Below are 25,666 nucleotides of genomic sequence, written 5' to 3'. Positions count from 1 at the left end.
CGTCCTTCCCGTGTCAGCAACAGAGGGCAGGCAAGCCCGCCCTCTGTACATGCTGTCTACGGATGTGGATCCACCTTGAGGTTACCATCATCGAGCAGTTGCTTGATGATGTCCTGGTTGGAACCAGATGAGAAGCTAGGTGCATTCTGGAAGAGCACAGTCAACTGATCCCCGCCAGCAGTACCACCATTGGTGTCTATGGTCAGCGTGTTATTTGCCGTATCAAAGGTCAGATAACTGTTGAGCGTACCGGCCAAGACACTGTTGTTGGCGCTGGCAGGCACATCGACCAGCAACTGGGACAAGTCCAGCACATCGCTGTTGGCATTGCTGCCACTCAACCCCAGAGTGAAGTCGGCTATCTTGTCGATGCTGCCATCGGCCTCGCCAGCCAGCCACTTGAAGGTATCGTGCCCGGCGCCACCGGTCAGGGTATCTGGACCCAGGCCACCGATCAGCGTATCGTTGCCGATGCCGCCATCCAAGATATCGGTACCCACCCCTCCCAACAGGGCATCATTGCCTGCATCGCCATACAGGGTATCGTTCCCAGCGCCCCCTTCTATGTGGTCATGACCCCCATTGCCATGAATGGTGTCATTACCGCCATAACCCAACAGCACATCATCGCCTGCCGTTCCGTTAAGGTTGTTATCAGCACCGGTGCCTTCTATCGGAGTCGGCACAGCGGCAGCTGTGGCTCCAATGTTGATGGTCAGCTGGGCGGTGTCCTGATCACCATCGTTTTGCATGACCTGATAGGTGAAGACATCAGATTGGCCGACATTACTCAGGTTCGAGAGCGGAGTGTAGGTATAGGCACCATCACTGTGAATCTCGAGGGAACCATAGAGCCCGGCAACCGTCTGACTGGTGGTAACAGAGGTATAACTGCTGCCATTCCAGATCTTGAGCACAGCGTTCTCGCTGCCCAGAGCATCTACCGCCCCCCAGGGATCGCTGCTGTACGGGTTGTGATTGGGGTCGGTCAGCACATTGCCCTGAGCAGCCATGATGGCAATGGCGGCGGTGGCGGCGGCTGTGATGTTGAGTCTGATATTGTCCAGTTGCAAGGTTGAGTCACTGTTTCCAGAACCATCATTGACCGAGAAATAGACCCGATAACGAGTGTTTGCATCCAGTGTTGCTGTTGTGACCGTTGTCATTGAAGCGGGGTTGCTAGACAGATTGCCACTCAAACCTGCACCGGAAAGCTGGATCCAGTTAGCACCATCAAACTTGTAGAGGTTCCAAGTCACTGTATCGCTATTATTCACATTGTCTCTGTCGTACTGGAAGCTTAGCGTTGTCGCCAGTGTCGAACTCGTGACAAACTCCGGGGTCAAAAGCTGCGCTGCCCCTGCGCCATCATCATTCGAGTCGACCAGTAGCAATACACCACCGTTTACGCTGCCATCTAACGTTGAGCTGTTTAAGGTACTGACGACCCACTTGTCTCCATTACCTGCAACCGCCGTAGCGATAGTGCTTGACCCCAAATCGATCACACTGGTGCCGGTGCTGTCAGTGTCATATATCCAGGGATTATACCCAGCCCCGCTGTTGTTCGAGTTGGTGACATCACCGAAGTCAGCAAGGGTTGTTGTAGTCACCGCCCCTGGCACCATGATCTGATACACCAGCGCCTCATTGCTGTTGTCATAGACGGTGACCTCACTGGAATCCGTGGTGATCATATTCAACACCCCTGTCTTCACATCCCCATCGGCATCGCTGATGGTGTAACGGAAGGTTTCGGTGTAGTCATTGGCCACATCCAGCGACAGGCTGTAACTGTAAGCCCCGGTTAACAAATTGACCGAGAGAGTGCCCCCCCCATGAGTCGGAATAGTCAGCACATGGGTAGTAGCGTTATAGCCGGAATAAGCCGTGGTGTAGATAACATCCGGTGTCGCCGGGTTACCATCGGCATCGTGGGAAATACTGGTAATGGGCAAGGCGGCAGGACCGTCCGCACCAAAGGCCACCCCAGCATCGATCAGCAGGTTGCCCGTAGTCGGCACTTGCACAGTCCCCGAGAGGGTGCTGGCCAACTGACTCAGGTCCGTCACTATGATGGCAGGCTGATCTGTTCCCGTAGCGCCGTTGTAGGAAATAGGCTCCAATGCTGGCGCCGTCGCCCCGCCCCCCATCCCCAATGCATAGGCCTGGACATCATTGTTGGTCAGGAAATTCTGCCAAGCAGTCTGTTCAGCCGCATTGATACCGTTGTTTCCCGTCCCGACCACACCGGGCCAGCTGGTGCTTTCGGTAGGCTCACCATCGGAGAGGAAATAGAGCACGCTCTGTCCGCCAATGATCTTCCCTGCCGAATCATATGCCGCCATCGCCTTGATCAAAGCATCGTCATAATCAGTGCCGCCGTTACCCAAGGTATCGGTAATGTCATCGATCACATCCAGTGCCTGAGCTGCCGTCAACCAGATATCCCCCGAGCCGAGGAAGTTGGTGGTCGCCGTACTGGCAAACCCCACCAGACGCACCATCACATTGCCCAAGTCATCATAATCGTTGATCAACTGCAGGATGGAGGCCCTGGCAACGGCCATCCGGGTAGCAAATCCAGGTGCCTCTGCATCGAAGTCCATACTGCCCGAGGTATCCAATATGATCATCAGATTGGTACCAGGGTTAGAAAACTCTTCTACCCGGGTATTCAGCTCTACCGGTTGAACCGGCACGTCATCCACGATACGCACGATGAGCTGGTCGCTGCCACTGGTGCCACTCACCCCGTTCACCGTGATGGTCACGCTGTCGTCAAACTCCGTCAGCGTGGCGCCTGCCTTGCTGTCGTTGTCGATGGTCGCGCTCAAGGTGTAGCGGTAGTTCACCGTCCCGCCGCTGGCTGTCCCGCTGTAGCTCAGCAGGGTCAGTATTCCCTCCCCAGTGTTCACACTCTGCGTGCCATTGAAGCCCTGCAGTTGCGCCAGGGTGTACGTGGTGCCTCCTATCACCACGTTCAAGATGCCGTCCGAGGCCGATACCGTGAAGCTACCCGTCACCGTTTCAGTCGTGGCCCCCGCATTCGACCCGTTCGGATTGAGACCCGATTCGTATACCAGGTGGTCAGGACCGCTCGCTACCGCCGTCACCACGCTAGAGGTGTCGTTCGACCCCTTGATATTAATGGTCAGCTTGGCGATGCTCTCGTCACCGTCCGCGTCCTTCATGGTGTACCAGACGTCATAGCTCTGGTCGAAGGCCGACGTCAGCGCCTGGGTCGCCGGACGGCTGTTGTCCAGCGCATAAGTCCAGCTGCCATCGCCGTTTTGCACGAAGGTACCGTAGGTCGTCAGCGCGGTGACTGCCGCACTGTTGTTGTGCCCGGTAGCGCTCCAGCCCACGAAGGCCGCCGGGGTGTCTGCCCCCACGGTGTCGTTGCTCAGCACGTTGCCGTTCAGGCTGCCCGCCACGTCTTCGGTGACGCTACCGCCGTTCTCATCCTTCGCCGTCGGAGTGTCATCCACGATACGCACTATCAGCTGGTCGCTGGCACTGGTGCCACCTACCCCGTTCACCGCAATGGTCACGCTGTCATCAAATTCCGTCAGCGTGGCGCCTGCCTTGCTGTCGTTGTCGATGGTCGCGCTCAAGGTGTAGCGGTAGTTCACCGTCCCGCCGCTGGCTGTCCCGCTGTAGCTCAGCAGGGTCAGTATTCCCTCCCCAGTGTTCACACTCTGCGTGCCATTGAAGCCCTGCAGTTGCGCCAGGGTGTACGTGGTGCCTCCTATCACCACGTTCAAGATGCCGTCCGAGGCCGATACCGTGAAGCTACCCGTCACCGTTTCAGTCGTGGCCCCCGCATTCGACCCGTTCGGATTGAGACCCGATTCGTATACCAGGTGGTCAGGACCGCTCGCTACCGCCGTCACCACGCTAGAGGTGTCGTTCGACCCCTTGATATTAATGGTCAGCTTGGCGATGCTCTCGTCACCGTCCGCGTCCTTCATGGTGTACCAGACGTCATAGCTCTGGTCGAAGGCCGACGTCAGCGCCTGGGTCGCCGGACGGCTGTTGTCCAGCGCATAAGTCCAGCTGCCATCGCCGTTTTGCACGAAGGTACCGTAGGTCGTCAGCGCGGTGACTGCCGCACTGTTGTTGTGCCCGGTAGCGCTCCAGCCCACGAAGGCCGCCGGGGTGTCTGCCCCCACGGTGTCGTTGCTCAACACGTTGCCGTTCAGGCTGCCCGCCACGTCTTCGGTGACGCTACCGCCGTTCTCATCCTTCGCCGTCGGAGTGTCATCCACGATACGCACTATCAGCTGGTCGCTGGCACTGGTGCCACCTACCCCGTTCACCGCAATGGTCACGCTGTCATCAAATTCCGTCAGCGTGGCGCCTGCCTTGCTGTCGTTGTCGATGGTCGCGCTCAAGGTGTAGCGGTAGTTCACCGTCCCGCCGCTGGCTGTCCCGCTGTAGCTCAGCAGGGTCAGTATTCCCTCCCCAGTGTTCACACTCTGCGTGCCATTGAAGCCCTGCAGTTGCGCCAGGGTGTACGTGGTGCCTCCTATCACCACGTTCAAGATGCCGTCCGAGGCCGATACCGTGAAGCTACCCGTCACCGTTTCAGTCGTGGCCCCCGCATTCGACCCGTTCGGATTGAGACCCGATTCGTATACCAGGTGGTCAGGACCGCTCGCTACCGCCGTCACCACGCTAGAGGTGTCGTTCGACCCCTTGATATTAATGGTCAGCTTGGCGATGCTCTCGTCACCGTCCGCGTCCTTCATGGTGTACCAGACGTCATAGCTCTGGTCGAAGGCCGACGTCAGCGCCTGGGTCGCCGGACGGCTGTTGTCCAGCGCATAAGTCCAGCTGCCATCGCCGTTTTGCACGAAGGTACCGTAGGTCGTCAGCGCGGTGACTGCCGCACTGTTGTTGTGCCCGGTAGCGCTCCAGCCCACGAAGGCCGCCGGGGTGTCTGCCCCCACGGTGTCGTTGCTCAACACGTTGCCGTTCAGGCTGCCCGCCACGTCTTCGGTGACGCTACCGCCGTTCTCATCCTTCGCCGTCGGAGTGTCATCCACGATACGCACTATCAGCTGGTCGCTGGCACTGGTGCCACCTACCCCGTTCACCGCAATGGTCACGCTGTCATCAAATTCCGTCAGCGTGGCGCCTGCCTTGCTGTCGTTGTCGATGGTCGCGCTCAAGGTGTAGCGGTAGTTCACCGTCCCGCCGCTGGCTGTCCCGCTGTAGCTCAGCAGGGTCAGTATTCCCTCCCCAGTGTTCACACTCTGCGTGCCATTGAAGCCCTGCAGTTGCGCCAGGGTGTACGTGGTGCCTCCTATCACCACGTTCAAGATGCCGTCCGAGGCCGATACCGTGAAGCTACCCGTCACCGTTTCAGTCGTGGCCCCCGCATTCGACCCGTTCGGATTGAGACCCGATTCGTATACCAGGTGGTCAGGACCGCTCGCTACCGCCGTCACCACGCTAGAGGTGTCGTTCGACCCCTTGATATTAATGGTCAGCTTGGCGATGCTCTCGTCACCGTCCGCGTCCTTCATGGTGTACCAGACGTCATAGCTCTGGTCGAAGGCCGACGTCAGCGCCTGGGTCGCCGGACGGCTGTTGTCCAGCGCATAAGTCCAGCTGCCATCGCCGTTTTGCACGAAGGTACCGTAGGTCGTCAGCGCGGTGACTGCCGCACTGTTGTTGTGCCCGGTAGCGCTCCAGCCCACGAAGGCCGCCGGGGTGTCTGCCCCCACGGTGTCGTTGCTCAACACGTTGCCGTTCAGGCTGCCCGCCACGTCTTCGGTGACGCTACCGCCGTTCTCATCCTTCGCCGTCGGAGTGTCATCCACGATACGCACTATCAGCTGGTCGCTGGCACTGGTGCCACCTACCCCGTTCACCGCAATGGTCACGCTGTCATCAAATTCCGTCAGCGTGGCGCCTGCCTTGCTGTCGTTGTCGATGGTCGCGCTCAAGGTGTAGCGGTAGTTCACCGTCCCGCCGCTGGCTGTCCCGCTGTAGCTCAGCAGGGTCAGTATTCCCTCCCCAGTGTTCACACTCTGCGTGCCATTGAAGCCCTGCAGTTGCGCCAGGGTGTACGTGGTGCCTCCTATCACCACGTTCAAGATGCCGTCCGAGGCCGATACCGTGAAGCTACCCGTCACCGTTTCAGTCGTGGCCCCCGCATTCGACCCGTTCGGATTGAGACCCGATTCGTATACCAGGTGGTCAGGACCGCTCGCTACCGCCGTCACCACGCTAGAGGTGTCGTTCGACCCCTTGATATTAATGGTCAGCTTGGCGATGCTCTCGTCACCGTCCGCGTCCTTCATGGTGTACCAGACGTCATAGCTCTGGTCGAAGGCCGACGTCAGCGCCTGGGTCGCCGGACGGCTGTTGTCCAGCGCATAAGTCCAGCTGCCATCGCCGTTTTGCACGAAGGTACCGTAGGTCGTCAGCGCGGTGACTGCCGCACTGTTGTTGTGCCCGGTAGCGCTCCAGCCCACGAAGGCCGCCGGGGTGTCTGCCCCCACGGTGTCGTTGCTCAACACGTTGCCGTTCAGGCTGCCCGCCACGTCTTCGGTGACGCTACCGCCGTTCTCATCCTTCGCCGTCGGAGTGTCATCCACGATACGCACTATCAGCTGGTCGCTGGCACTGGTGCCACCTACCCCGTTCACCGCAATGGTCACGCTGTCATCAAATTCCGTCAGCGTGGCGCCTGCCTTGCTGTCGTTGTCGATGGTCGCGCTCAAGGTGTAGCGGTAGTTCACCGTCCCGCCGCTGGCTGTCCCGCTGTAGCTCAGCAGGGTCAGTATTCCCTCCCCAGTGTTCACACTCTGCGTGCCATTGAAGCCCTGCAGTTGCGCCAGGGTGTACGTGGTGCCTCCTATCACCACGTTCAAGATGCCGTCCGAGGCCGATACCGTGAAGCTACCCGTCACCGTTTCAGTCGTGGCCCCCGCATTCGACCCGTTCGGATTGAGACCCGATTCGTATACCAGGTGGTCAGGACCGCTCGCTACCGCCGTCACCACGCTAGAGGTGTCGTTCGACCCCTTGATATTAATGGTCAGCTTGGCGATGCTCTCGTCACCGTCCGCGTCCTTCATGGTGTACCAGACGTCATAGCTCTGGTCGAAGGCCGACGTCAGCGCCTGGGTCGCCGGACGGCTGTTGTCCAGCGCATAAGTCCAGCTGCCATCGCCGTTTTGCACGAAGGTACCGTAGGTCGTCAGCGCGGTGACTGCCGCACTGTTGTTGTGCCCGGTAGCGCTCCAGCCCACGAAGGCCGCCGGGGTGTCTGCCCCCACGGTGTCGTTGCTCAACACGTTGCCGTTCAGGCTGCCCGCCACGTCTTCGGTGACGCTACCGCCGTTCTCATCCTTCGCCGTCGGAGTGTCATCCACGATACGCACTATCAGCTGGTCGCTGGCACTGGTGCCACCTACCCCGTTCACCGCAATGGTCACGCTGTCATCAAATTCCGTCAGCGTGGCGCCTGCCTTGCTGTCGTTGTCGATGGTCGCGCTCAAGGTGTAGCGGTAGTTCACCGTCCCGCCGCTGGCTGTCCCGCTGTAGCTCAGCAGGGTCAGTATTCCCTCCCCAGTGTTCACACTCTGCGTGCCATTGAAGCCCTGCAGTTGCGCCAGGGTGTACGTGGTGCCTCCTATCACCACGTTCAAGATGCCGTCCGAGGCCGATACCGTGAAGCTACCCGTCACCGTTTCAGTCGTGGCCCCCGCATTCGACCCGTTCGGATTGAGACCCGATTCGTATACCAGGTGGTCAGGACCGCTCGCTACCGCCGTCACCACGCTAGAGGTGTCGTTCGACCCCTTGATATTAATGGTCAGCTTGGCGATGCTCTCGTCACCGTCCGCGTCCTTCATGGTGTACCAGACGTCATAGCTCTGGTCGAAGGCCGACGTCAGCGCCTGGGTCGCCGGACGGCTGTTGTCCAGCGCATAAGTCCAGCTGCCATCGCCGTTTTGCACGAAGGTACCGTAGGTCGTCAGCGCGGTGACTGCCGCACTGTTGTTGTGCCCGGTAGCGCTCCAGCCCACGAAGGCCGCCGGGGTGTCTGCCCCCACGGTGTCGTTGCTCAGCACGTTGCCGTTCAGGCTGCCCGCCACGTCTTCGGTGACGCTACCGCCGTTCTCATCCTTCGCCGTCGGAGTGTCATCCACGATACGCACTATCAGCTGGTCGCTGGCACTGGTGCCACCTACCCCGTTCACCGCAATGGTCACGCTGTCATCAAATTCCGTCAGCGTGGCGCCTGCCTTGCTGTCGTTGTCGATGGTCGCGCTCAAGGTGTAGCGGTAGTTCACCGTCCCGCCGCTGGCTGTCCCGCTGTAGCTCAGCAGGGTCAGTATTCCCTCCCCAGTGTTCACACTCTGCGTGCCATTGAAGCCCTGCAGTTGCGCCAGGGTGTACGTGGTGCCTCCTATCACCACGTTCAAGATGCCGTCCGAGGCCGATACCGTGAAGCTACCCGTCACCGTTTCAGTCGTGGCCCCCGCATTCGACCCGTTCGGATTGAGACCCGATTCGTATACCAGGTGGTCAGGACCGCTCGCTACCGCCGTCACCACGCTAGAGGTGTCGTTCGACCCCTTGATATTAATGGTCAGCTTGGCGATGCTCTCGTCACCGTCCGCGTCCTTCATGGTGTACCAGACGTCATAGCTCTGGTCGAAGGCCGACGTCAGCGCCTGGGTCGCCGGACGGCTGTTGTCCAGCGCATAAGTCCAGCTGCCATCGCCGTTTTGCACGAAGGTACCGTAGGTCGTCAGCGCGGTGACTGCCGCACTGTTGTTGTGCCCGGTAGCGCTCCAGCCCACGAAGGCCGCCGGGGTGTCTGCCCCCACGGTGTCGTTGCTCAGCACGTTGCCGTTCAGGCTGCCCGCCACGTCTTCAGTGACAGAACCACCCAGCTCATTAGTGGCCTTGGGCACATCGTCTTCGACATGGATCAGGAAGCTGCCGGCCAGGGTGCCACTGCCGCCTGTGGCCTTCAGGATGCTGGTGAAATCCAGGGTCAGCAGTTCGTTGTCATCGCCATTACCCAGCGGATGATCCAGCGACTTGACCAGGTTGAACTGATAGCTGCCATTTGAACCGACCTGAAGTGTGAACACAGTCGCCCCATTGGCCGTGGCAGTCAGGGTATCACCCACTACCGTATAGACCAGCGCCACGCCACCCGAACTGGCCGGGGTTACACCACTGGTATTAGTGTTGAGGCTGATGGTCGCGGAATTGTCCGGGCCGACAATCAAGGGGGCAACGGTGCCACTGACGCTATTGGTGACGCTGTCACTATCGGTGATCCCGCTTGGCAACTCATCCTCATCGACATAAGCCTCCACCGAGCCCACATCTTCGACATACAGATGCAGGGTGGCCGTGGCCGGATCGCCGTCCTTATCGATCAGGATGTATTGGAAGTCTTCGGTGAGATCACCATTCACATTGGCGGGAGCCTGATAACTCCATGCCCCAGTGGAGAAGTTGAAGCTCAGCTTGCCACCCGCGGGAGTAGTGACGGCCGTCAGCTGCTGATCGCCATCGAGCACCCCGTCCCAGCTGTAGGTGGTCGCGCCAATCTTGATGGACTGGATATAACCTGGACCATCAGCGCCATAGGCATCATCGTCCCCACCACCCACGACATTGTTTGAGCCGCTGAGCACATTGCCTTGCACCAGGCCGCCTATCACCTGATTGAGCAGGGTGTTGACCAGGTCACTGAAGTTATTAACCCGCAGCGGCATGTTGTTCGGGCCGGCATCCAAGTCGACTTCTTGCAGGCGGACATCATTGATCCCATTGCCAATGCCTATGGTGGTGACATTGACCAGGTTGGTATCGACGAAATTGTTCCAGTTGGTTGCCACCGTGTTGGTGAGTGAAGCACCACCTGGGCCGGTTTGTTCATTGGGGTCACCATCGCTGATGAAGACAACCTGGTTACTCCAACCCGGGATCGGCGTGTAAGAGATCATGGTCTGCTCAATGGCATCGGTGAAGTCGGTGCTGCCATTGAATGGACGTATACCGCCGGGCTCCTGCGGGTTCAACGAATTAACCAGATTAGTGAACGCGGTGACATTATCGGTTGGCAAATACGCGATGGAATCGCCGGAAAATGCCACTATCTGGATCTTGACTTGGCCACCAGAGGTATTGAACAGCGCCTGTCCTGCAGTACGTACTGCATCCAGCATGATGTTCAGCTCGCTATTGTCGATACTGCCGCTGAAGTCGAGCACGAATACCATATTGATGTTCTGAGACTGACCGGCAAGCACGGTAGCGTAGTCATCTTGGGCCACAGGAATATCATCCTGCACATCGATGACGAATGACCCTTTCGTGAAGCCCTGGACCCGATCACCATCCCCATCGGTAGCAACCAGGACACCCGAGAAGTCGATAGGTACCGGCAGCAACTCATTATCGCCATTCGGCAACCCTTCCTTGACAGGATGATCCAGCGGTCCCTTCAGGGTGAAGGAGTAATCACCGTCAGCAGCCACCGTCAAGGTGAAGATCACTGTCCCGCCTGCAGTTGCTGTCAACACATTGCCCGCCACGCTATAACTCAGCGCCACGCCACCGCTGCTCAGCCCTTGTGAGACCAGTGAACTGACGTTATTCGACAGACTGAATACGCCAGGACCATCGGCCCCGAATTCCACCAAGGTATTCAGAGAGCCCGAAGTATCACTGACCGTGGTGGTCTGCCCGGGCCCTTCATGGTTGCCCTCATGGGGAGCACCGCCAGCCAGTGTCAGGGCATCCTCCTGTACCGAGCCATGCACAGTGGGGCCTTGCCCATTACCAGACTGCACGGGGCCATCGTCCTCGAAGCGGAACACGCCGCCGGTCCCCAGATCGATGCTGGCCTTGGCGTTGTCGCCATCGGCATCGGTCACTGTCTGCACCAGGGTCAGCACACCGCTGTTCAGGGTCAGGCTGACGCTGTCATCGTGACTGCCGGTATTGCCGTGCCAGACATTGTCCAGCAGGTTCAGGGTCACGGCGCCGGTGGCCGGATCTATGGTGAGGGTGAAGTAGCTCACCCCGTTGGCGCTGCCGGTGATGACATTGCCCACTTGGTTGAGCACTATCTGAGTGCCCTGGCCATTGGCGGCCAGCGGATCAACCGCATAGAGGCCGCTCGCCACATTGCTGCCATTGAGGGCCAGGTTATAGCCGATGTTGCCGGCCCCGTCCGCACCGAAGGCATGGCTAAACTGGGCTTGCACCGTAGCAGCTGCCAGAGTCGCGCTGACGATACCGTCACCGCCCACGCCGCCCAGCGCCGGCAGACTCTCATCCACCTTCACCGACCCCAGACTCGGGGCCTGAGTTGCCAGCCCTGCAGTCGGACCATCGTCCTCGAAGCGGAACACACCACCAGTCCCCAGATCGATGCTGGCCTTGGCGTTGTCGCCATCGGCGTCGGTCACTGTCTGCACCAGGGTCAGCACACCGCTGTTCAGGGTCAGGCTGACACTGTCATCGTGACTGCCGGTATTGCCGTGCCAGACATTGTCCAGCAGGTTCAGGGTCACGGCGCCAGTGGCCGGATCTATGGTGAGGGTGAAGTAGCTCACCCCGTTGGCGCTGCCGGTGATGACATTGCCCACTTGATTGAGCACTATCTGAGTGCCCTGGCCATTGGCGGCCAGCGGATCAACCGCATAGAGACCGCTCGCCACATTGCTGCCAGTGAGGGCCAGGTTGTAGCCTATGTTGCCCGCCCCGTCCGCACCGAAGGCGTGGCTGAACTGGGCTTGCACCGTAGCGGCGGCCAGGGTCGCGCTGACGATACCGTCACCGCCCACGCCGCCCAGCGCCGGCAGACTCTCATCCACCTTCACCGACCCCAGACTCGGGGCCTGAGTTGCCAGTCCGGCCGTCGGACCATCGTCCTCGAAGCGGAACACGCCGCCGGTCCCCAGATCGATGCTGGCCTTGGCGTTGTCGCCATCGGCATCGGTCACTGTCTGCACCAGGGTCAGCACACCGCTGTTCAGGGTCAGGCTGACGCTGTCATCATGGCTGCCGGTATTGCCGTGCCAGACATTGTCCAGCAGGTTCAGGGTCACGGCGCCAGTGGCCGGATCTATGGTGAGGGTGAAGTAGCTCACCCCGTTGGCGCTGCCGGTGATGACATTGCCCACTTGATTGAGCACTATCTGAGTGCCCTGGCCATTGGCGGCCAGCGGATCAACCGCATAGAGACCGCTCGCCACATTGCTGCCAGTGAGGGCCAGGTTGTAGCCTATGTTGCCCGCCCCGTCCGCACCGAAGGCGTGGCTGAACTGGGCTTGCACCGTAGCGGCGGCCAGGGTCGCGCTGACGATACCGTCACCGCCCACGCCGCCCAGCGCCGGCAGACTCTCATCCACCTTCACCGACCCCAGACTCGGGGCCTGAGTTGCCAGTCCGGCCGTCGGACCATCGTCCTCGAAGCGGAACACGCCGCCGGTCCCCAGATCGATGCTGGCCTTGGCGTTGTCGCCATCGGCATCGGTCACTGTCTGCACCAGGGTCAGCACACCGCTGTTCAGGGTCAGGCTGACGCTGTCATCATGGCTGCCGGTATTGCCGTGCCAGACATTGTCCAGCAGGTTCAGGGTCACGGCGCCAGTGGCCGGATCTATGGTGAGGGTGAAGTAGCTCACCCCGTTGGCGCTGCCGGTGATGACATTGCCCACTTGATTGAGCACTATCTGAGTGCCCTGGCCATTGGCGGCCAGCGGATCAACCGCATAGAGACCGCTCGCCACATTGCTGCCAGTGAGGGCCAGGTTGTAGCCTATGTTGCCCGCCCCGTCCGCACCGAAGGCGTGGCTGAACTGGGCTTGCACCGTAGCGGCGGCCAGGGTCGCGCTGACGATACCGTCACCGCCCACGCCGCCCAGCGCCGGCAGACTCTCATCCACCTTCACCGACCCCAGACTCGGGGCCTGAGTTGCCAGTCCGGCCGTCGGACCATCGTCCTCGAAGCGGAACACGCCGCCGGTCCCCAGATCGATGCTGGCCTTGGCGTTGTCGCCATCGGCGTCGGTCACTGTCTGCACCAGGGTCAGCACACCGCTGTTCAGGGTCAGGCTGACACTGTCATCGTGACTGCCGGTATTGCCGTGCCAGACATTGTCCAGCAGGTTCAGGGTCACGGCGCCAGTGGCCGGATCTATGGTGAGGGTGAAGTAGCTCACCCCGTTGGCGCTGCCGGTGATGACATTGCCCACTTGATTGAGCACTATCTGAGTGCCCTGGCCATTGGCGGCCAGCGGATCAACCGCATAGAGACCGCTCGCCACATTGCTGCCAGTGAGGGCCAGGTTGTAGCCTATGTTGCCCGCCCCGTCCGCACCGAAGGCGTGGCTGAACTGGGCTTGCACCGTAGCGGCGGCCAGGGTCGCGCTGACGATACCGTCACCGCCCACGCCGCCCAGCGCCGGCAGACTCTCATCCACCTTCACCGACCCCAGACTCGGGGCCTGAGTTGCCAGTCCGGCCGTCGGACCATCGTCCTCGAAGCGGAACACGCCGCCGGTCCCCAGATCGATGCTGGCCTTGGCGTTGTCGCCATCGGCATCGGTCACTGTCTGCACCAGGGTCAGCACACCGCTGTTCAGGGTCAGGCTGACGCTGTCATCATGGCTGCCGGTATTGCCGTGCCAGACATTGTCCAGCAGGTTCAGGGTCACGGCGCCAGTGGCCGGATCTATGGTGAGGGTGAAGTAGCTCACCCCGTTGGCGCTGCCGGTGATGACATTGCCCACTTGATTGAGCACTATCTGAGTGCCCTGGCCATTGGCGGCCAGCGGATCAACCGCATAGAGACCGCTCGCCACATTGCTGCCAGTGAGGGCCAGGTTGTAGCCTATGTTGCCCGCCCCGTCCGCACCGAAGGCGTGGCTGAACTGGGCTTGCACCGTAGCGGCGGCCAGGGTCGCGCTGACGATACCGTCACCGCCCACGCCGCCCAGCGCTGGCAGACTCTCATCCACCTTCACCGACCCCAGACTCGGGGCCTGAGTTGCCAGTCCGGCCGTCGGACCATCGTCCTCGAAACGGAACGTCCCGTTGACGCCCAGATCGATGCTGGCCTTGGCGTTGTCGCCATCGGCATCGGTGACGGTCTGCACCAGGGTCAGCACACCGCTGTTCAGGGTCAGGCTGACACTGTCATCGTGACTGCCGGTATTGCCGTGCCAGACATTGTCCAGCAGGTTCAGGGTCACGGCGCCAGTGGCCGGATCTATGGTGAGGGTGAAGTAGCTCACCCCGTTGGCGCTGCCGGTGATGACATTGCCCACTTGATTGAGCACTATCTGAGTGCCCTGGCCATTGGCGGCCAGCGGATCAACCGCATAGAGACCGCTCGCCACATTGCTGCCAGTGAGGGCCAGGTTGTAGCCTATGTTGCCCGCCCCGTCCGCACCGAAGGCGTGGCTGAACTGGGCTTGCACCGTAGCGGCGGCCAGGGTCGCGCTGACGATACCGTCACCGCCCACGCCGCCCAGCGCTGGCAGACTCTCATCCACCTTCACCGACCCCAGACTCGGGGCCTCACCGGCCAGTCCTGCGGTCGGGCCATCGTCCTCGAAACGGAACGTCCCGTTGACGCCCAGATCGATGCTGGCCTTGGCGTTGTCGCCATCGGCATCGGTGACGGTCTGCACCAGGGTCAGCACACCGCTGTTCAGGGTCAGGCTGACGCTGTCATCGTGATTGCCGGTATCACCGTGCCAGACATTGTCCAGCAGGTTCAGGGTCACGGCGCCCGTGGTCGGATCTATGGTGAGGGTGAAGTAGCTCACCCCGTTGGCGCTGCCGGTGATGACATTGCCCACTTGGTTGAGCACTATCTGAGTGCCCTGGCCATTGGCGGCCAGCGGATCAATCGCATAGAGACCGCTCGCCACATTGCTGTCAGTGAGGGCCAGGTTGTAGCCGATGTTGCCGGCCCCGTCCGCACCGAAGGCGTGGCTGAACTGGGCTTGCACCACGGCTGCCGCCAGGGTCGCGGTGACGATACCGTCACCGCCCACACCGCCCAGCGCTGGCAGACTCTCGTCCACCTTCACCGACCCAAGACTCGGGGCCTCACCGGCCAGTCCTGCGGTCGGGCCATCGTCCTCGAAGCGGAACGTCCCGTTGACGCCCAGATCGATGCTGGCCTTGGCGTTGTCGCCATCGGCATCGGTGACGGTCTGCACCAGGGTCAGCACACCGCTGTTCAGGGTCAGGCTGACGCTGTCATCGTGATTGCCGGTATTGCCGTGCCAGACATTGTCCAGCAGGTTCAGGGTCACGGCGCCAGTGGCCGGATCTATGGTGAGGGTGAAGTAGCTCACCCCGTTGGCGCTGCCGGTGATGACATTGCCCACTTGATTGAGCAGGATCTGAGTACCCTGGCCATTGGCGGCCTGCGGATCAACCGCATAGAGGCCGCTCGCCACATTGCTGCCATTGAGGGCCAGGTTGTAGCCGATGTTGCCCGCACCATCCGCACCGAACGCATGGCTGAACTGGGCTTGCACCACGGCTGCCGCCAGGGTCGCGGTGACGATACCGTCACCGCCCACACCGCCCAGCGCTGGCAGACTCTCGTCCACCTTCACCGACCCAAGACTCGGGGCCTCACCGGCCAGTCCTGCGGTCGGGCCATCGTCCTCGAAGCGGAACGTCCCGTTGACGCCCAGATCGATGCTGGCCTTGGCGTTGTCGCCATCGGCATCGGTGACGGTCTGCACCAGGGTCAGCACACCGCTGTTCAGGGTCAGGCTGACGCTGTCATCGTGATTGCCGGTATTGCCGTGCCAGACATTGTCCAGCAGGTTCAGGGTCACGGCGCCAGTGGCCGGATCTATGGTGAGGGTGAAGTAGCTCACCCCGTTGGCGCTGCCGGTGATGACATTGCCCACTTGATTGAGCAGGATCTGAGTACCCTGGCCATTGGCGGCCTGCGGATCAACCGCATAGAGGCCGCTCGCCACATTGCTGCCATTGAGGGCCAGGTTGTAGCCGATGTTGCCCGCACCATCCGCACCGAACGCATGGCTGAACTGGGCTTGCACCACGGCTGCCGCCAGGGTCGCACTACCTATGCCATCGCTGTCTGCACCATCCAAGGCAGGCAAGCTCTCGTCCACGCTGACCACACCCAGCTCACCGGCCCCAGGGAGCAGGCGCACGCTGGGTACGTCATCCAGTATCACCACATCCAGACTGGCACTGGTGCTGTCACCGTCGCTGTCCGTCAGCACAACATTGAAACTGTCGGTCAGGGCAGTGTCATTGGCAGGCTGGGTGTGAGCCTCGTTATCGCTCAGGGTATAGCTGTAAGTCACAGTGCCGGCGCCTGTCACCGGGTTGTAGCTGATGCCTGTCACCAACAGCTGATTGCCCAGAGGGCTCGGGATCGCCTGCGGGAAACTGCTGATGACCTGACCGTTACTGATGAGTACCACGCCACCCAGAGTCAGGCTCTGGATGCCATCTGCCGCATTGAAGGTGAAGGCGCCGCTCTTGGTCAGGCCAGCAGCATCCGGGCTGCTGCCATCGGCCAGTGCCGCTTCATTCAGAACAAGCTCGCCCCCTTCGACCTGCAGCCCGCCCAAGGAGACTGTCTCATCCGTAGGGGTAATGGTGATGGTCAGAGTGGAGTTATTGGTGTCGTCGCCATCGGTCACTATGTAGTTGGCTGGCGGCACAGGGCCTGTGTAATTGAGTGCCGGAGTGAAGGTGTAGGAGCCGTCGGCATTGATGATGAGGGTGCCTATCCCATCCAATGAGCTCTCGACACCGGCTAGAATGCCGATGTTGCTGCCCCAGCTATAGGAGACAATGGATGCGTCGAAAGGGCCGTCGGAGTTGCTGCTGTTGAGCAGCAGGTTGCCACTGATGGCTTGGTCTTCCTGGGTGACTTCAGATTCATCCAGATCATCGAGCTCATTCTCTGGCAGAAGATCGTCTTCCTGCAGCACATTCTGATCGAGCAAGGCATCATAGCTGGTATCAAATCCGGCCTCGGCTATGGTCGCATCACCGACACGATCGATGACGACAAAGCCGCCGTTGCCACTGGCCCCCGCGACCCCGCCGATGCCGCCACCCCCACCTGCGGCAGGCGCCCCGCCGGCTGCGGCGGCTTCAAAGTCCTTGGTCGGGTCGACCCCTTGCAGGATGGATTCTTGCAAGGCCGCAATTTCTGGAGGAAGGTTGCTGTTCTCGGCCGATGATGAGGGTTGCCCTTCGGCCGGTGTATCTGTCTCGGCGGGGGCGGCTGCGGCCTGCCCGGGGTTGTCATCGTAGGGTGCCAACATCAATTTCGCATCGTCGGCAATATTGAGCTTGGCGCCTGGTTGCAATATCTCGCCAGGCTGGAGAGGACGGCTGCTGCCATCGGCAAGCAGGATCTGAACATTGCCTTCCACGGAAGAGACGACGACGGTTTTGTCGATGATTTGGGTGCGCATATCCATTGCTCCAGGGTGACAGATCTTGATGCCTACACTCTAGATGCGCGCCCATCGAGCTTCAGTTGCAAAAATGTACAACATTGAATCTGTTTGGCTTCATCCGATGCAGCGAATCGAATGAATGTTTTTTACACAGACAAATCAATACACTAACAACTCGCCTTTCAGCCCTTCTGCATGTTCATCGCAGCAAAGCACCTTCATATATTCTAAATGGATATAAAAAAGGGCCCTCATTGGGGCCCTTTTCAATATGATTGCGTGATTCACGGCAGTGGGAATGCCGGATGAACGAAGCCTTGATAACCGTCTATATGCAGACTGGCCAGCACCTCGACCTGCTGCTGATCCTCCACTCGAGTGGCGATGGTCGTGACACCCGCATTGTGGGCGGCCCGGCAGACCGCTGCCAGGAAGGAGGTATCGGCTCCCGGCTCCATGACCTGGCTGGTATAGCCGTGATCCACCTTGACGTAGGCAGGGGCCAGTTCCTCCAGATATCCGAGGGACTGGAAGTGGCGACCATAGTGATCGACCCCCCACAGGAAGCCCTGCTCTCGCAGCACCTCGACCAGGTTGGTCACATGCTGCTTGTGTTTCATGATGGCGGCCTCAGGGATCTCGAACAACAGTCTCTCCTTCAACTCGCCATTCACAGCCAGATAGCCGCTCAGCCAGGTCAGGAACTCATCCGAACAGAGCGACCCTGCGGTGATGTTGACCGCCAACACCAGCTCGGATTGTTGCTTGAACAGGGGCACGCAGGCTTCCAGAACGGCCTTGTCAAACTCGGCCCCCATCTGGAACTGCTCGATGGCGGGCAAGAACTGGCCTGCGAAATAGTCGGTCCCATCCCGCGAGATGGAAGCGAACAGCTCGGCATGCAGGCGCGTACCATCATCGAAGCGACAGGCAGGCTGCGCCTTGAAGCGCCACAAGTTTCGGGCCATTGCATCCTGTACCAGATCACGCCAGGCCAGGCGCCCCATCAACCCCTGATCCGAGCCCCCTTCCATGACGACGGCACCCCGTCGCTCGTTGCGCGCCTTGCCCAGCGCATTGTCCGCCTTGGTCAGCAGGGCGGAGAGGTCATCATCGCCATCACGGCCGGCGATCCCGACCACGGAGAGCGCACCGCTCTCACCCATGGGATTGACCACCAGATCGGCGATACGACTATTGATAAGCTCCGCCAGATCCTTGAGCTGTGACAGATCATCGGTAGGACAGAGCAGGGCGTATTCGGTGGCCGAGATCCGGGCCAGCGCCGCACCATCCCAGCCGTCCAGCAGCTCCCTGAGCACCTGGGCGATAGACTTGACCATGTTGTCCCGCGCCGCATAGCCTTCCTCACGATAGAGATCGTCCAGCATGTCGACGGCCACCAGCATGACGCCCCCCTGTCCCGCTTCGGCGATCCAGGCATTGACCTGTCCCACGAAGTAGGAGCGGTTACCAAGCCCGGAGACAGCATCCACATAGACCCGGGCGCGCAGATTCTCGGCTTCATCGGCCTGCTCCTTGAACTGCACCGCCAGCTTGCTCGAGAGGGTGTTGATGGCCTGCACCACCTGTTTCAACTCGCGGCTCTTGGGCTCGGGAATGGTGTGTCCGAAGTGGTGCAGCTCTATCTCGACCGCCTGCTCGCAGATGAGCTTGAGCGGTTTGAGCAGGTAGTTGAGTGCCCGCATCAGCAGAATGGTGGTGATCAGGAAGCCCACCAGGAACCAGGTCGCCAGCTCGCTCATCCCCTTCCAGAGCTCGTAGTAGGCCTGTCCCGGATGGCCCACTATCTTCAGCTTGCCCAGTTGCAACCAGCCCGAGGTCAGAATGGATTCGTTGGATACCTCAGGGAAGAGGCCCAGCTCGATGAACCACTGCGGCACTCCCTGTATGTTGCTGCTGTTTTCCAGTTCGATGACATCCTTGGAAGCCAGCAGATCGAGGCGGACCAGTCGATAGTAGCCGCCGTCGAACACGGCCTTCATGACGGATTCGGCACTCACCTTGTCCCCGTTCTCCAGATACGGCGTCAACGCCAGACCCAGGGCGGTGGAGGTGTTGATGACTGTGGTCTCCTGCTGTTGCGCCAGATAGTTGCGGGTCGAATTGAACTGTACCCAGTAGGTGGCGGCAAACAGCAATCCGAACAGTAACAGCATGGTTGCCAATAGTTGTCTGTAGAGCGTCATAGGTTAATCATCCAAATTCACCACAGGCCGAGCCAATCGCCCTGAAGTCATGCGATTGCGTAAGTCAGTCCATAATCCCAAGCGGGATGATTGCCCGGCCAGTTCCCCTTGACCACGCGCCTTCATCAACCACAAGTGACTACCGTTAAAGCTGTAAATTGGCACCAGATCCGCCCGCTGACTGGCCGGGCGAATGGCACCGACGAGATTGTCCAGAATGAGAGGCACTGATGCGGGCGTCTCATAATAGGCAACAACCATATGAAACTGGTTATAATCCAATGCCTTGACATATACCATCCGCATTTTTTCATCCGGGATGCCAAGCTCCAGCAGCGTAAAGTATTTGGAAATGCTGAAGTCTTCACAATCTCCGCCAGCCGCCCCCAAAAACTCCAGCGGGGTAGCCCAGTAATCCTTCTTGCGCCACAGCTTGATGTCATCGATAAACCGCATCTGATTGAAAAACTGGTTCACCTTCTCCAGCTTCTGCCGCTCCGTCAGACCCGCAGCCCGGTTCTGCATGGCCAGCGTGCGCCAGCTGGTGACCCGCTTGCCTGCACGAGGGCCATAGGTCTCCTCCGCCCGCTTGACCAGCTTCAGATCTTCCGACGACAAGGGCTGGCTGGCGCTGAGCAGCAGAGGGATAGACAGCAGCACCAGCCACAACAGCTGGAGCCGCCAACGCTGCACGGGGCTGATGAGCCATGCTGGCCAGAAGAGCCTGCGGCTCCCTGCCTTGCACCACGATGTCACATGTTTCCCCTGCGGCATGCCATTGCAATCTTCAGTTGAAAGCCAAATACATAAAAGAATGACTGCAGCAAGCTGCAGCCATTTCTTCTGACTGATATGGCATCAGCACGATGACCATCAGTTGTTGTTGGCCTGCCAATCAGCGGGCTGCTGTACATTCATGGCATTGAGCAGTCCCCCGGTGGCATTGAGGATACGGTAATCCGCCAGCAGGGAGTCATACTCGGCCGTGATGTAGCTGCGGCGAGCCTCGAACAGTTCGTTCTCCGTGTTCAGCACGTCCAGCAAGGTCCGTTGTCCCAGACCAAACTGCTTCTTGTACGCCTGTACGGTGTCGTAGCTGGCGTCCACGTGCTCTTTCAGGAAGACTTTCTGCTTGGCCAGCGACTCCTTGGCATTCCAGGCGAGGCGGGTCCCCTCTTCCACCTGACGGAAGGCATTCAGGTGAATGTCTTTTGCCTGGGAATAGAGTGCCGAGGTGGCCTTGCTTTCAGCCAGATCGGAGCCGCCACGGAACAGGTTGTAACGCATCCGGACCATGGCGGTGAGGTCGTCGTTGCGTCCTTTGACCGCATCGATGTCCTCGTTCCAGTTCTGATCCACCTCGAAGGCCACGTTCGGGTAGAACCCGGACTTGGAGCCTTCATGCTGATACTTGGCCTCTTCGATGTCTTGCAGGGAGGACAGCAGGGTCGGGTGAACCTCGGTGGCCGTCTTCAGCGCGTCCTCCAGAGTGGCCGGGATCAACTGGCTGTTGGGAGCTGGCTGCACCAGATCCTTGGGCACCTCATTCACGACCCGGATGAACTCGCTCTCGGCATCCCGATAGTTGTTCTCCGCGGCCGCCTGGTTGGAATAGGCACGTGCCACACGACCATCGATCTGGGTCTGGTCCGCGGTCGAGCCCAAACCTGAGTCTGTCCGTTTCTGGATGTCGCTGCGGATCTGCTCGTGGGTTTCCAGGTTCTGCTTGGACAGCTCCAGGATCTCCTGCTGACGCAGCATGTTGAGGTACACCTCGGCCACACGCAGCGCCGTGTTCTCCGCCTCGGAGATCATGGCCAGACGCTGGGCCTGGGCTGCGGCATCGGTCCGGGCCACGTTGCTGCTGACATCGAAGCCGTCAAACAGCATCTGGCGCAGGCTGATCCCGGCCTCTTTACGAGTCATGGAATCATCGATCGTCTGCGAGTTGGCAGGTGCCGCACGGGTCGAGGGGCTGTCGGTCTTCTCGTAACCAACGCCGCCACGCAGATCTATGGTGGGATAGTAGCCGCCCTTGGCTCCATCATGCTGGTACAGTCGTGCCTGATAGAGATCAAAAGCTTCCTTGATTTTCGGATGGGTAGCCAGTGACTGTGCCACTGACTGTTCCAGTGTCTGTGCCTGGCTCAGGCCCGGGAACAGTATGGTGCCACTAACCAGCATGGCAACAATCGTCTTCTTCATGGTATCTCCAGTCATGTTGTTTTTAGATTGTTGGCTTATCGTTCTCTCAGTGCCGACTGCTTAGCCCGCAGGATGGGCTTGAGCAAGTAGTCTAGGACACTTTTTTTGCCAGTAATGATATCTGCACTGGCTAACATACCGGGGATGATGGGAAGTGCATTAAGCTCATCGCCCAGATAACTCTTCTCGGTACGCACCCGAACCAGATAGAAGGAGTTGCCCTCCTCATCCTGGATCGAGTCGGCACTTATCTGTTCAACCTTGCCATGTAAACCTCCATAAACAGTGAAATCATAAGCGGTTATCTTGACCACGGCCTCCAGCCCGGGTCGCAGGAAAGCTATGTCCTTGGGTGATACCTTGGCTTCCACCAGCAGGGTATCCTCCAGCGGCACTATCTCCATCAGATCCATGCCAGGCTGCACGACCCCTCCCAGGGTATTGATCTTGAGCTTCTTGATGGTGCCCTTGAGCGGTGCTATCACGCTGGTACGATCGACCCTGTCCCGCAGACCGACCTGGCCTTCGGACAACTGGCTCAGCTTGCCCTGACGTTCATTGAGCTCGGTCTGGGAGTCCGCTCTGAACTTCAAGGCGATGTCATTGCGCTTGGAGATGGTCTCCCGCAGCACCGAGTTGAGTTTGGGGATGAGCAGGCGGTTGGCTTCCAGCTCGCCCTGCATCTCGTTGACCTGCCGCTCCAGTTTAATTAGCTCCACTTGAGGAACTATACCCTCTTTTGCGAGAGGCCGGCTGATGTTCAGCTCCTGGCGGGCCAGATCCACGCTGCGACTCACCGTCCGTATCTTGGCATTAAGCTCTATGGTCTCCTGCTCCTTCTGCTCGATCTGCTGACCGAGAATGTAGAGCTGGTTGTTCAAATTGTTGAGCCGCTCGTCCTGTACCGACTTTTCACGGGCCACGTATTCCGCAAAGACGTTCTCGAACCCTTCGGGGAAGACGATGGGCTGCTTGTCGATGACCACCTGCTCACGCCAGCCGAGGTTGGGTTCTCTCTTGACTACCACACTGCGGATCTCGGCACGCAGGCGGGCGATGTCGCCCTTGAGGATCACCAGCTCCTGCTCACGCTCGCGAAAATCCGACTTGAAGCGGGTATCGTCTATGCGCAGCAGCGGCTGCCCCTCCTCGACTATGTCACCCTCTTTGACGAAGATCTCCTTGACGATCCCCCCTTCCAGGTTCTGGATCACCTGCAGTTGGCGGGACGGAATGACCTTGCCCTGGCCGACGGTGACCTCGTCAAGCTCGGCCCAGGCGGCCCAGATGATGGCACTCATGAAGAACAGGAAACAGGCCCAGAGCAGCACCTTGGCGCGGGTTGGCGTGCTCAGCAAGACGGCGGCGGCACCATCGTCGACATACTCGAGGTGCTCGGGGGCGGGCAACACTGTGTCTGGTGCCGTTTTCTTGAACCAGTTGTTAGCCATTGGCCGTCTCCTGCACCCGCACCTTGCCTTCCTTCAGTTGTTGCAGCACCGTCTCCTTGGGGCCGTCAGCCACTATCTTCCCCTGTTCCACGACGATGACCCGGGAGGCCACATCCAGCATGGAGGTCTTGTGGGTAATGAGGATCAGCGTGGTTTCAGGACCCAGCCTTGCCAGCTCCTGCTTCACATGCATCTCTGACTGGTTGTCCATGTTGGACGTTGGCTCATCCATCACCAGGATGGGGGGATCGTTGAGCAGGGCACGGGCCAGCAAAATGGCCTGGCGCTGACCACCTGAGAGCTGACGCCCCCCCTCGCCTATCTGCCGGTCCAGCCCATTGGGATCCCGATTGGTAAAGTTGGTGACGCCGGCCCGCTTGGCGGCGCGCACGACCCGGGCATCATCCACCAGCGGGTTGCCCAGCATGATGTTGTCTCGCACCGAGCCAAAGAAGAGTGTTACGTCCTGCGGCACACAGCCGATGTTGCGACGGATGGCGGCCGGCGCCAGCTGATCCAGCTCGAAGCCATCGAGGCGCACCAGACCGTCGGTCGGTCGATAGAGCCCCATCAGCAGCTTCTCAAGGGTGGTCTTGCCCGCCCCGATCCGCCCTATGATGGCCACCTTCTCCCCCGGCTCGATGCGCAGGTTGATGTTGTGCAGTGTGCTGCTTTCCATGCCCGGGTATTTGAAGGAGACGTTTTCGAACTCGATGCGGCCCTGGATGATGGGGTGGTGAATGTACTGCTTGCCCTCCTCCTGCTCGCCCGGCGTCATCATGATCTTCTCTAGGATCTCCAGGGCGGACTTGGCCTGGTTGTAGCGGGTCGACAGCACGGAGAGCTGCACCATGGGGGCGATGGCGCGGCTGGACAACATGACGGCGGCGATCATACCCCCCATGGTCACCAGCCCTTCGGAGATCTGGTAGACCCCGACGATGACCAACCCCACAGTCACCACCTGCTGGATATAGCTCGCCAGAGAGGACATTGAGTTGGTGATGCGACGGGTCTGCACGCCCCAGGTCGAGATGTGGGACACCGCCTGCTCCCAGCGGTGCTGGAACATGCTCTCGGCGCCGAAGATCTTGACGGTCTCGAGGCCTGAGATGCTTTCGATCAGGTTGGCGTTCTTCTGGGAGGCCAGGCGGGAGCCCTCCTCGATGGACTGCTTGAGCGGTGCCTGGATATAGAAGCTGTAGGCCACCAGGATCAGCATGGCGACGATGGGCACCACCACCATGACGCCGGCAAACAGCCAGATGATAAAGAGGAAGAAGACCGCAAACGGCAGATCAATCAGGGTCGATACGGTGGCGGAGGTGAAGAACTCCCGTACCGATTCAAACTCCTGCAGATGCTTGGCGAACGCCCCTGTCGAGGCCGGGCGGGACTCCATCTTCATCCCCATGACCTTGGCAAAGATCTTGGCCGACAGCAGCACATCCGATTTCTTGCCGGCAATGTCGATGAAATAGCTGCGCAACTGGCGCATCACGAAGTCAAAGGTGAACACCACCATGGCCCCTACCGCCAGCACCCAGAGGGAGTCGAACGCCAGGTTGGGCACTATCTTGTCGTAGACATTCATGGTGAACAGGGGGCTGGCCACCGCAAAGAGGTTGATGAGGATGGAGGCAATCAGCACATCGCGATAGATGCCGCGGGATTCAAACAGCGTGCTCCAGAACCAGTGACCGTCCCGGGTCTCCAGCACCTTGGGGGAGCGTTCATCGAACTTGAACTGCTTCTTGACGAAGAACAGCCGGCCGTTGTACTCGTCGCCCAGCTGGGCTGTGCTGACCCACTGCGCCGCATCACCGGCCTGGGGGAAGATGACCTTGGCCTGGCTCCTGTCCTTGTTCCACTCCAGCAGGATGCAGGCGCCGCCCTGCCGCGTCTGCAAGACGCAGGGCAACAGCAGGGGAGAGATGTTTTCGAGTGGCTGGATCACCTCACGGGCGGACAAACCGCCACGCTCGGCAGCGCGACTGAAGAGTGCCGTACTCAGACGGCCCGAGACCAGTGGCAAGCCCGTGGTGAGGGCATCCTGACTATTGGGTACGCCATAAAAACGGGTCAAAAAGACCAAGCATTCCAATAGTTCATCTATATGGCTGGTTTCTGCTTGCATAGCATCCTGTCAAAACATGATTCAGACGGTTGTCGCAGGGAAATCATCACCCGGAACCTGGTGGCGACCTGTGAATGCAGAGCAGATCCCATCATCGCGAACCGACAACCCAATTAGCGCACTGGGCAATGACATCCAATGCCATCGCCAGACTCACACATCGTCAAGCCGGGAAGAGAGGAGCCA

Annotated in this window: 6 protein-coding genes; all 6 read right to left on the bottom strand. The window is 59.9% G+C overall.

Annotated features, from left to right (window positions below):
* Window positions 1-56: 56 nt before the first annotated feature.
* The 6 genes from Aeroheme_RS08170 to Aeroheme_RS08145 all read right to left on the bottom strand — a co-directional run bounded on the left by Aeroheme_RS08170 (window position 57) and on the right by Aeroheme_RS08145 (window position 25,480).
* Window positions 57-17,492, bottom strand: coding sequence for a retention module-containing protein (locus Aeroheme_RS08170; protein WP_411167047.1), 17,436 nt, complete (start codon window positions 17,490-17,492; stop codon window positions 57-59).
* A gap of 269 nt (window positions 17,493-17,761) precedes the next feature.
* Complete coding sequence (locus Aeroheme_RS08165) at window positions 17,762-19,687, bottom strand: EAL domain-containing protein (RefSeq protein WP_106886470.1); 1,926 nt, start codon at window positions 19,685-19,687, stop codon at window positions 17,762-17,764.
* Between the two features lie 3 nt (window positions 19,688-19,690).
* Window positions 19,691-20,461 (bottom strand): transglutaminase-like cysteine peptidase, encoded by a 771-nt coding sequence (locus Aeroheme_RS08160; RefSeq protein WP_404839001.1) that lies wholly within the window; start codon window positions 20,459-20,461, stop codon window positions 19,691-19,693.
* Window positions 20,462-20,560: 99 nt separating this feature from the next.
* Window positions 20,561-21,892: a TolC family outer membrane protein gene (locus tag Aeroheme_RS08155; RefSeq protein WP_139745157.1), complete on the bottom strand. Its 1,332-nt coding sequence runs from the start codon at window positions 21,890-21,892 to the stop codon at window positions 20,561-20,563.
* A 35-nt stretch (window positions 21,893-21,927) separates the two neighbouring features.
* A complete protein-coding gene (locus tag Aeroheme_RS08150; RefSeq protein ID WP_025327371.1) occupies window positions 21,928-23,343 on the bottom strand; it encodes an HlyD family type I secretion periplasmic adaptor subunit in 1,416 nt (471 codons plus the stop codon).
* A complete protein-coding gene (locus Aeroheme_RS08145; RefSeq protein ID WP_106886467.1) occupies window positions 23,336-25,480 on the bottom strand; it encodes a type I secretion system permease/ATPase in 2,145 nt (714 codons plus the stop codon). The genes Aeroheme_RS08150 and Aeroheme_RS08145 overlap by 8 nt, the downstream gene beginning before the upstream one ends.
* Window positions 25,481-25,666: the final 186 nt, after the last annotated feature.

Origin of the sequence: Aeromonas sp. DSM 116730 (assembly GCF_046581335.1) — a bacterium.
In the GTDB taxonomy this organism is placed as follows: Bacteria; Pseudomonadota; Gammaproteobacteria; order Enterobacterales; family Aeromonadaceae; genus Aeromonas; species Aeromonas rivipollensis.
The sequence above is the reverse complement of the archived record's forward strand: the minus strand, read 5'-3'. Positions and strand labels throughout refer to the sequence as shown.

Coding starts and splice junctions, on each gene's coding strand:
- Aeroheme_RS08165 (WP_106886470.1), bottom strand. CDS start 19,687: ATGACGCTCTACAGACAACTATTGGCAACCATGCTGTTACTGTTCGGA.
- Aeroheme_RS08145 (WP_106886467.1), bottom strand. CDS start 25,480: ATGCAAGCAGAAACCAGCCATATAGATGAACTATTGGAATGCTTGGTC.
- Aeroheme_RS08160 (WP_404839001.1), bottom strand. CDS start 20,461: ATGCCGCAGGGGAAACATGTGACATCGTGGTGCAAGGCAGGGAGCCGC.
- Aeroheme_RS08155 (WP_139745157.1), bottom strand. CDS start 21,892: ATGAAGAAGACGATTGTTGCCATGCTGGTTAGTGGCACCATACTGTTC.
- Aeroheme_RS08150 (WP_025327371.1), bottom strand. CDS start 23,343: ATGGCTAACAACTGGTTCAAGAAAACGGCACCAGACACAGTGTTGCCC.
- Aeroheme_RS08170 (WP_411167047.1), bottom strand. CDS start 17,492: ATGCGCACCCAAATCATCGACAAAACCGTCGTCGTCTCTTCCGTGGAA.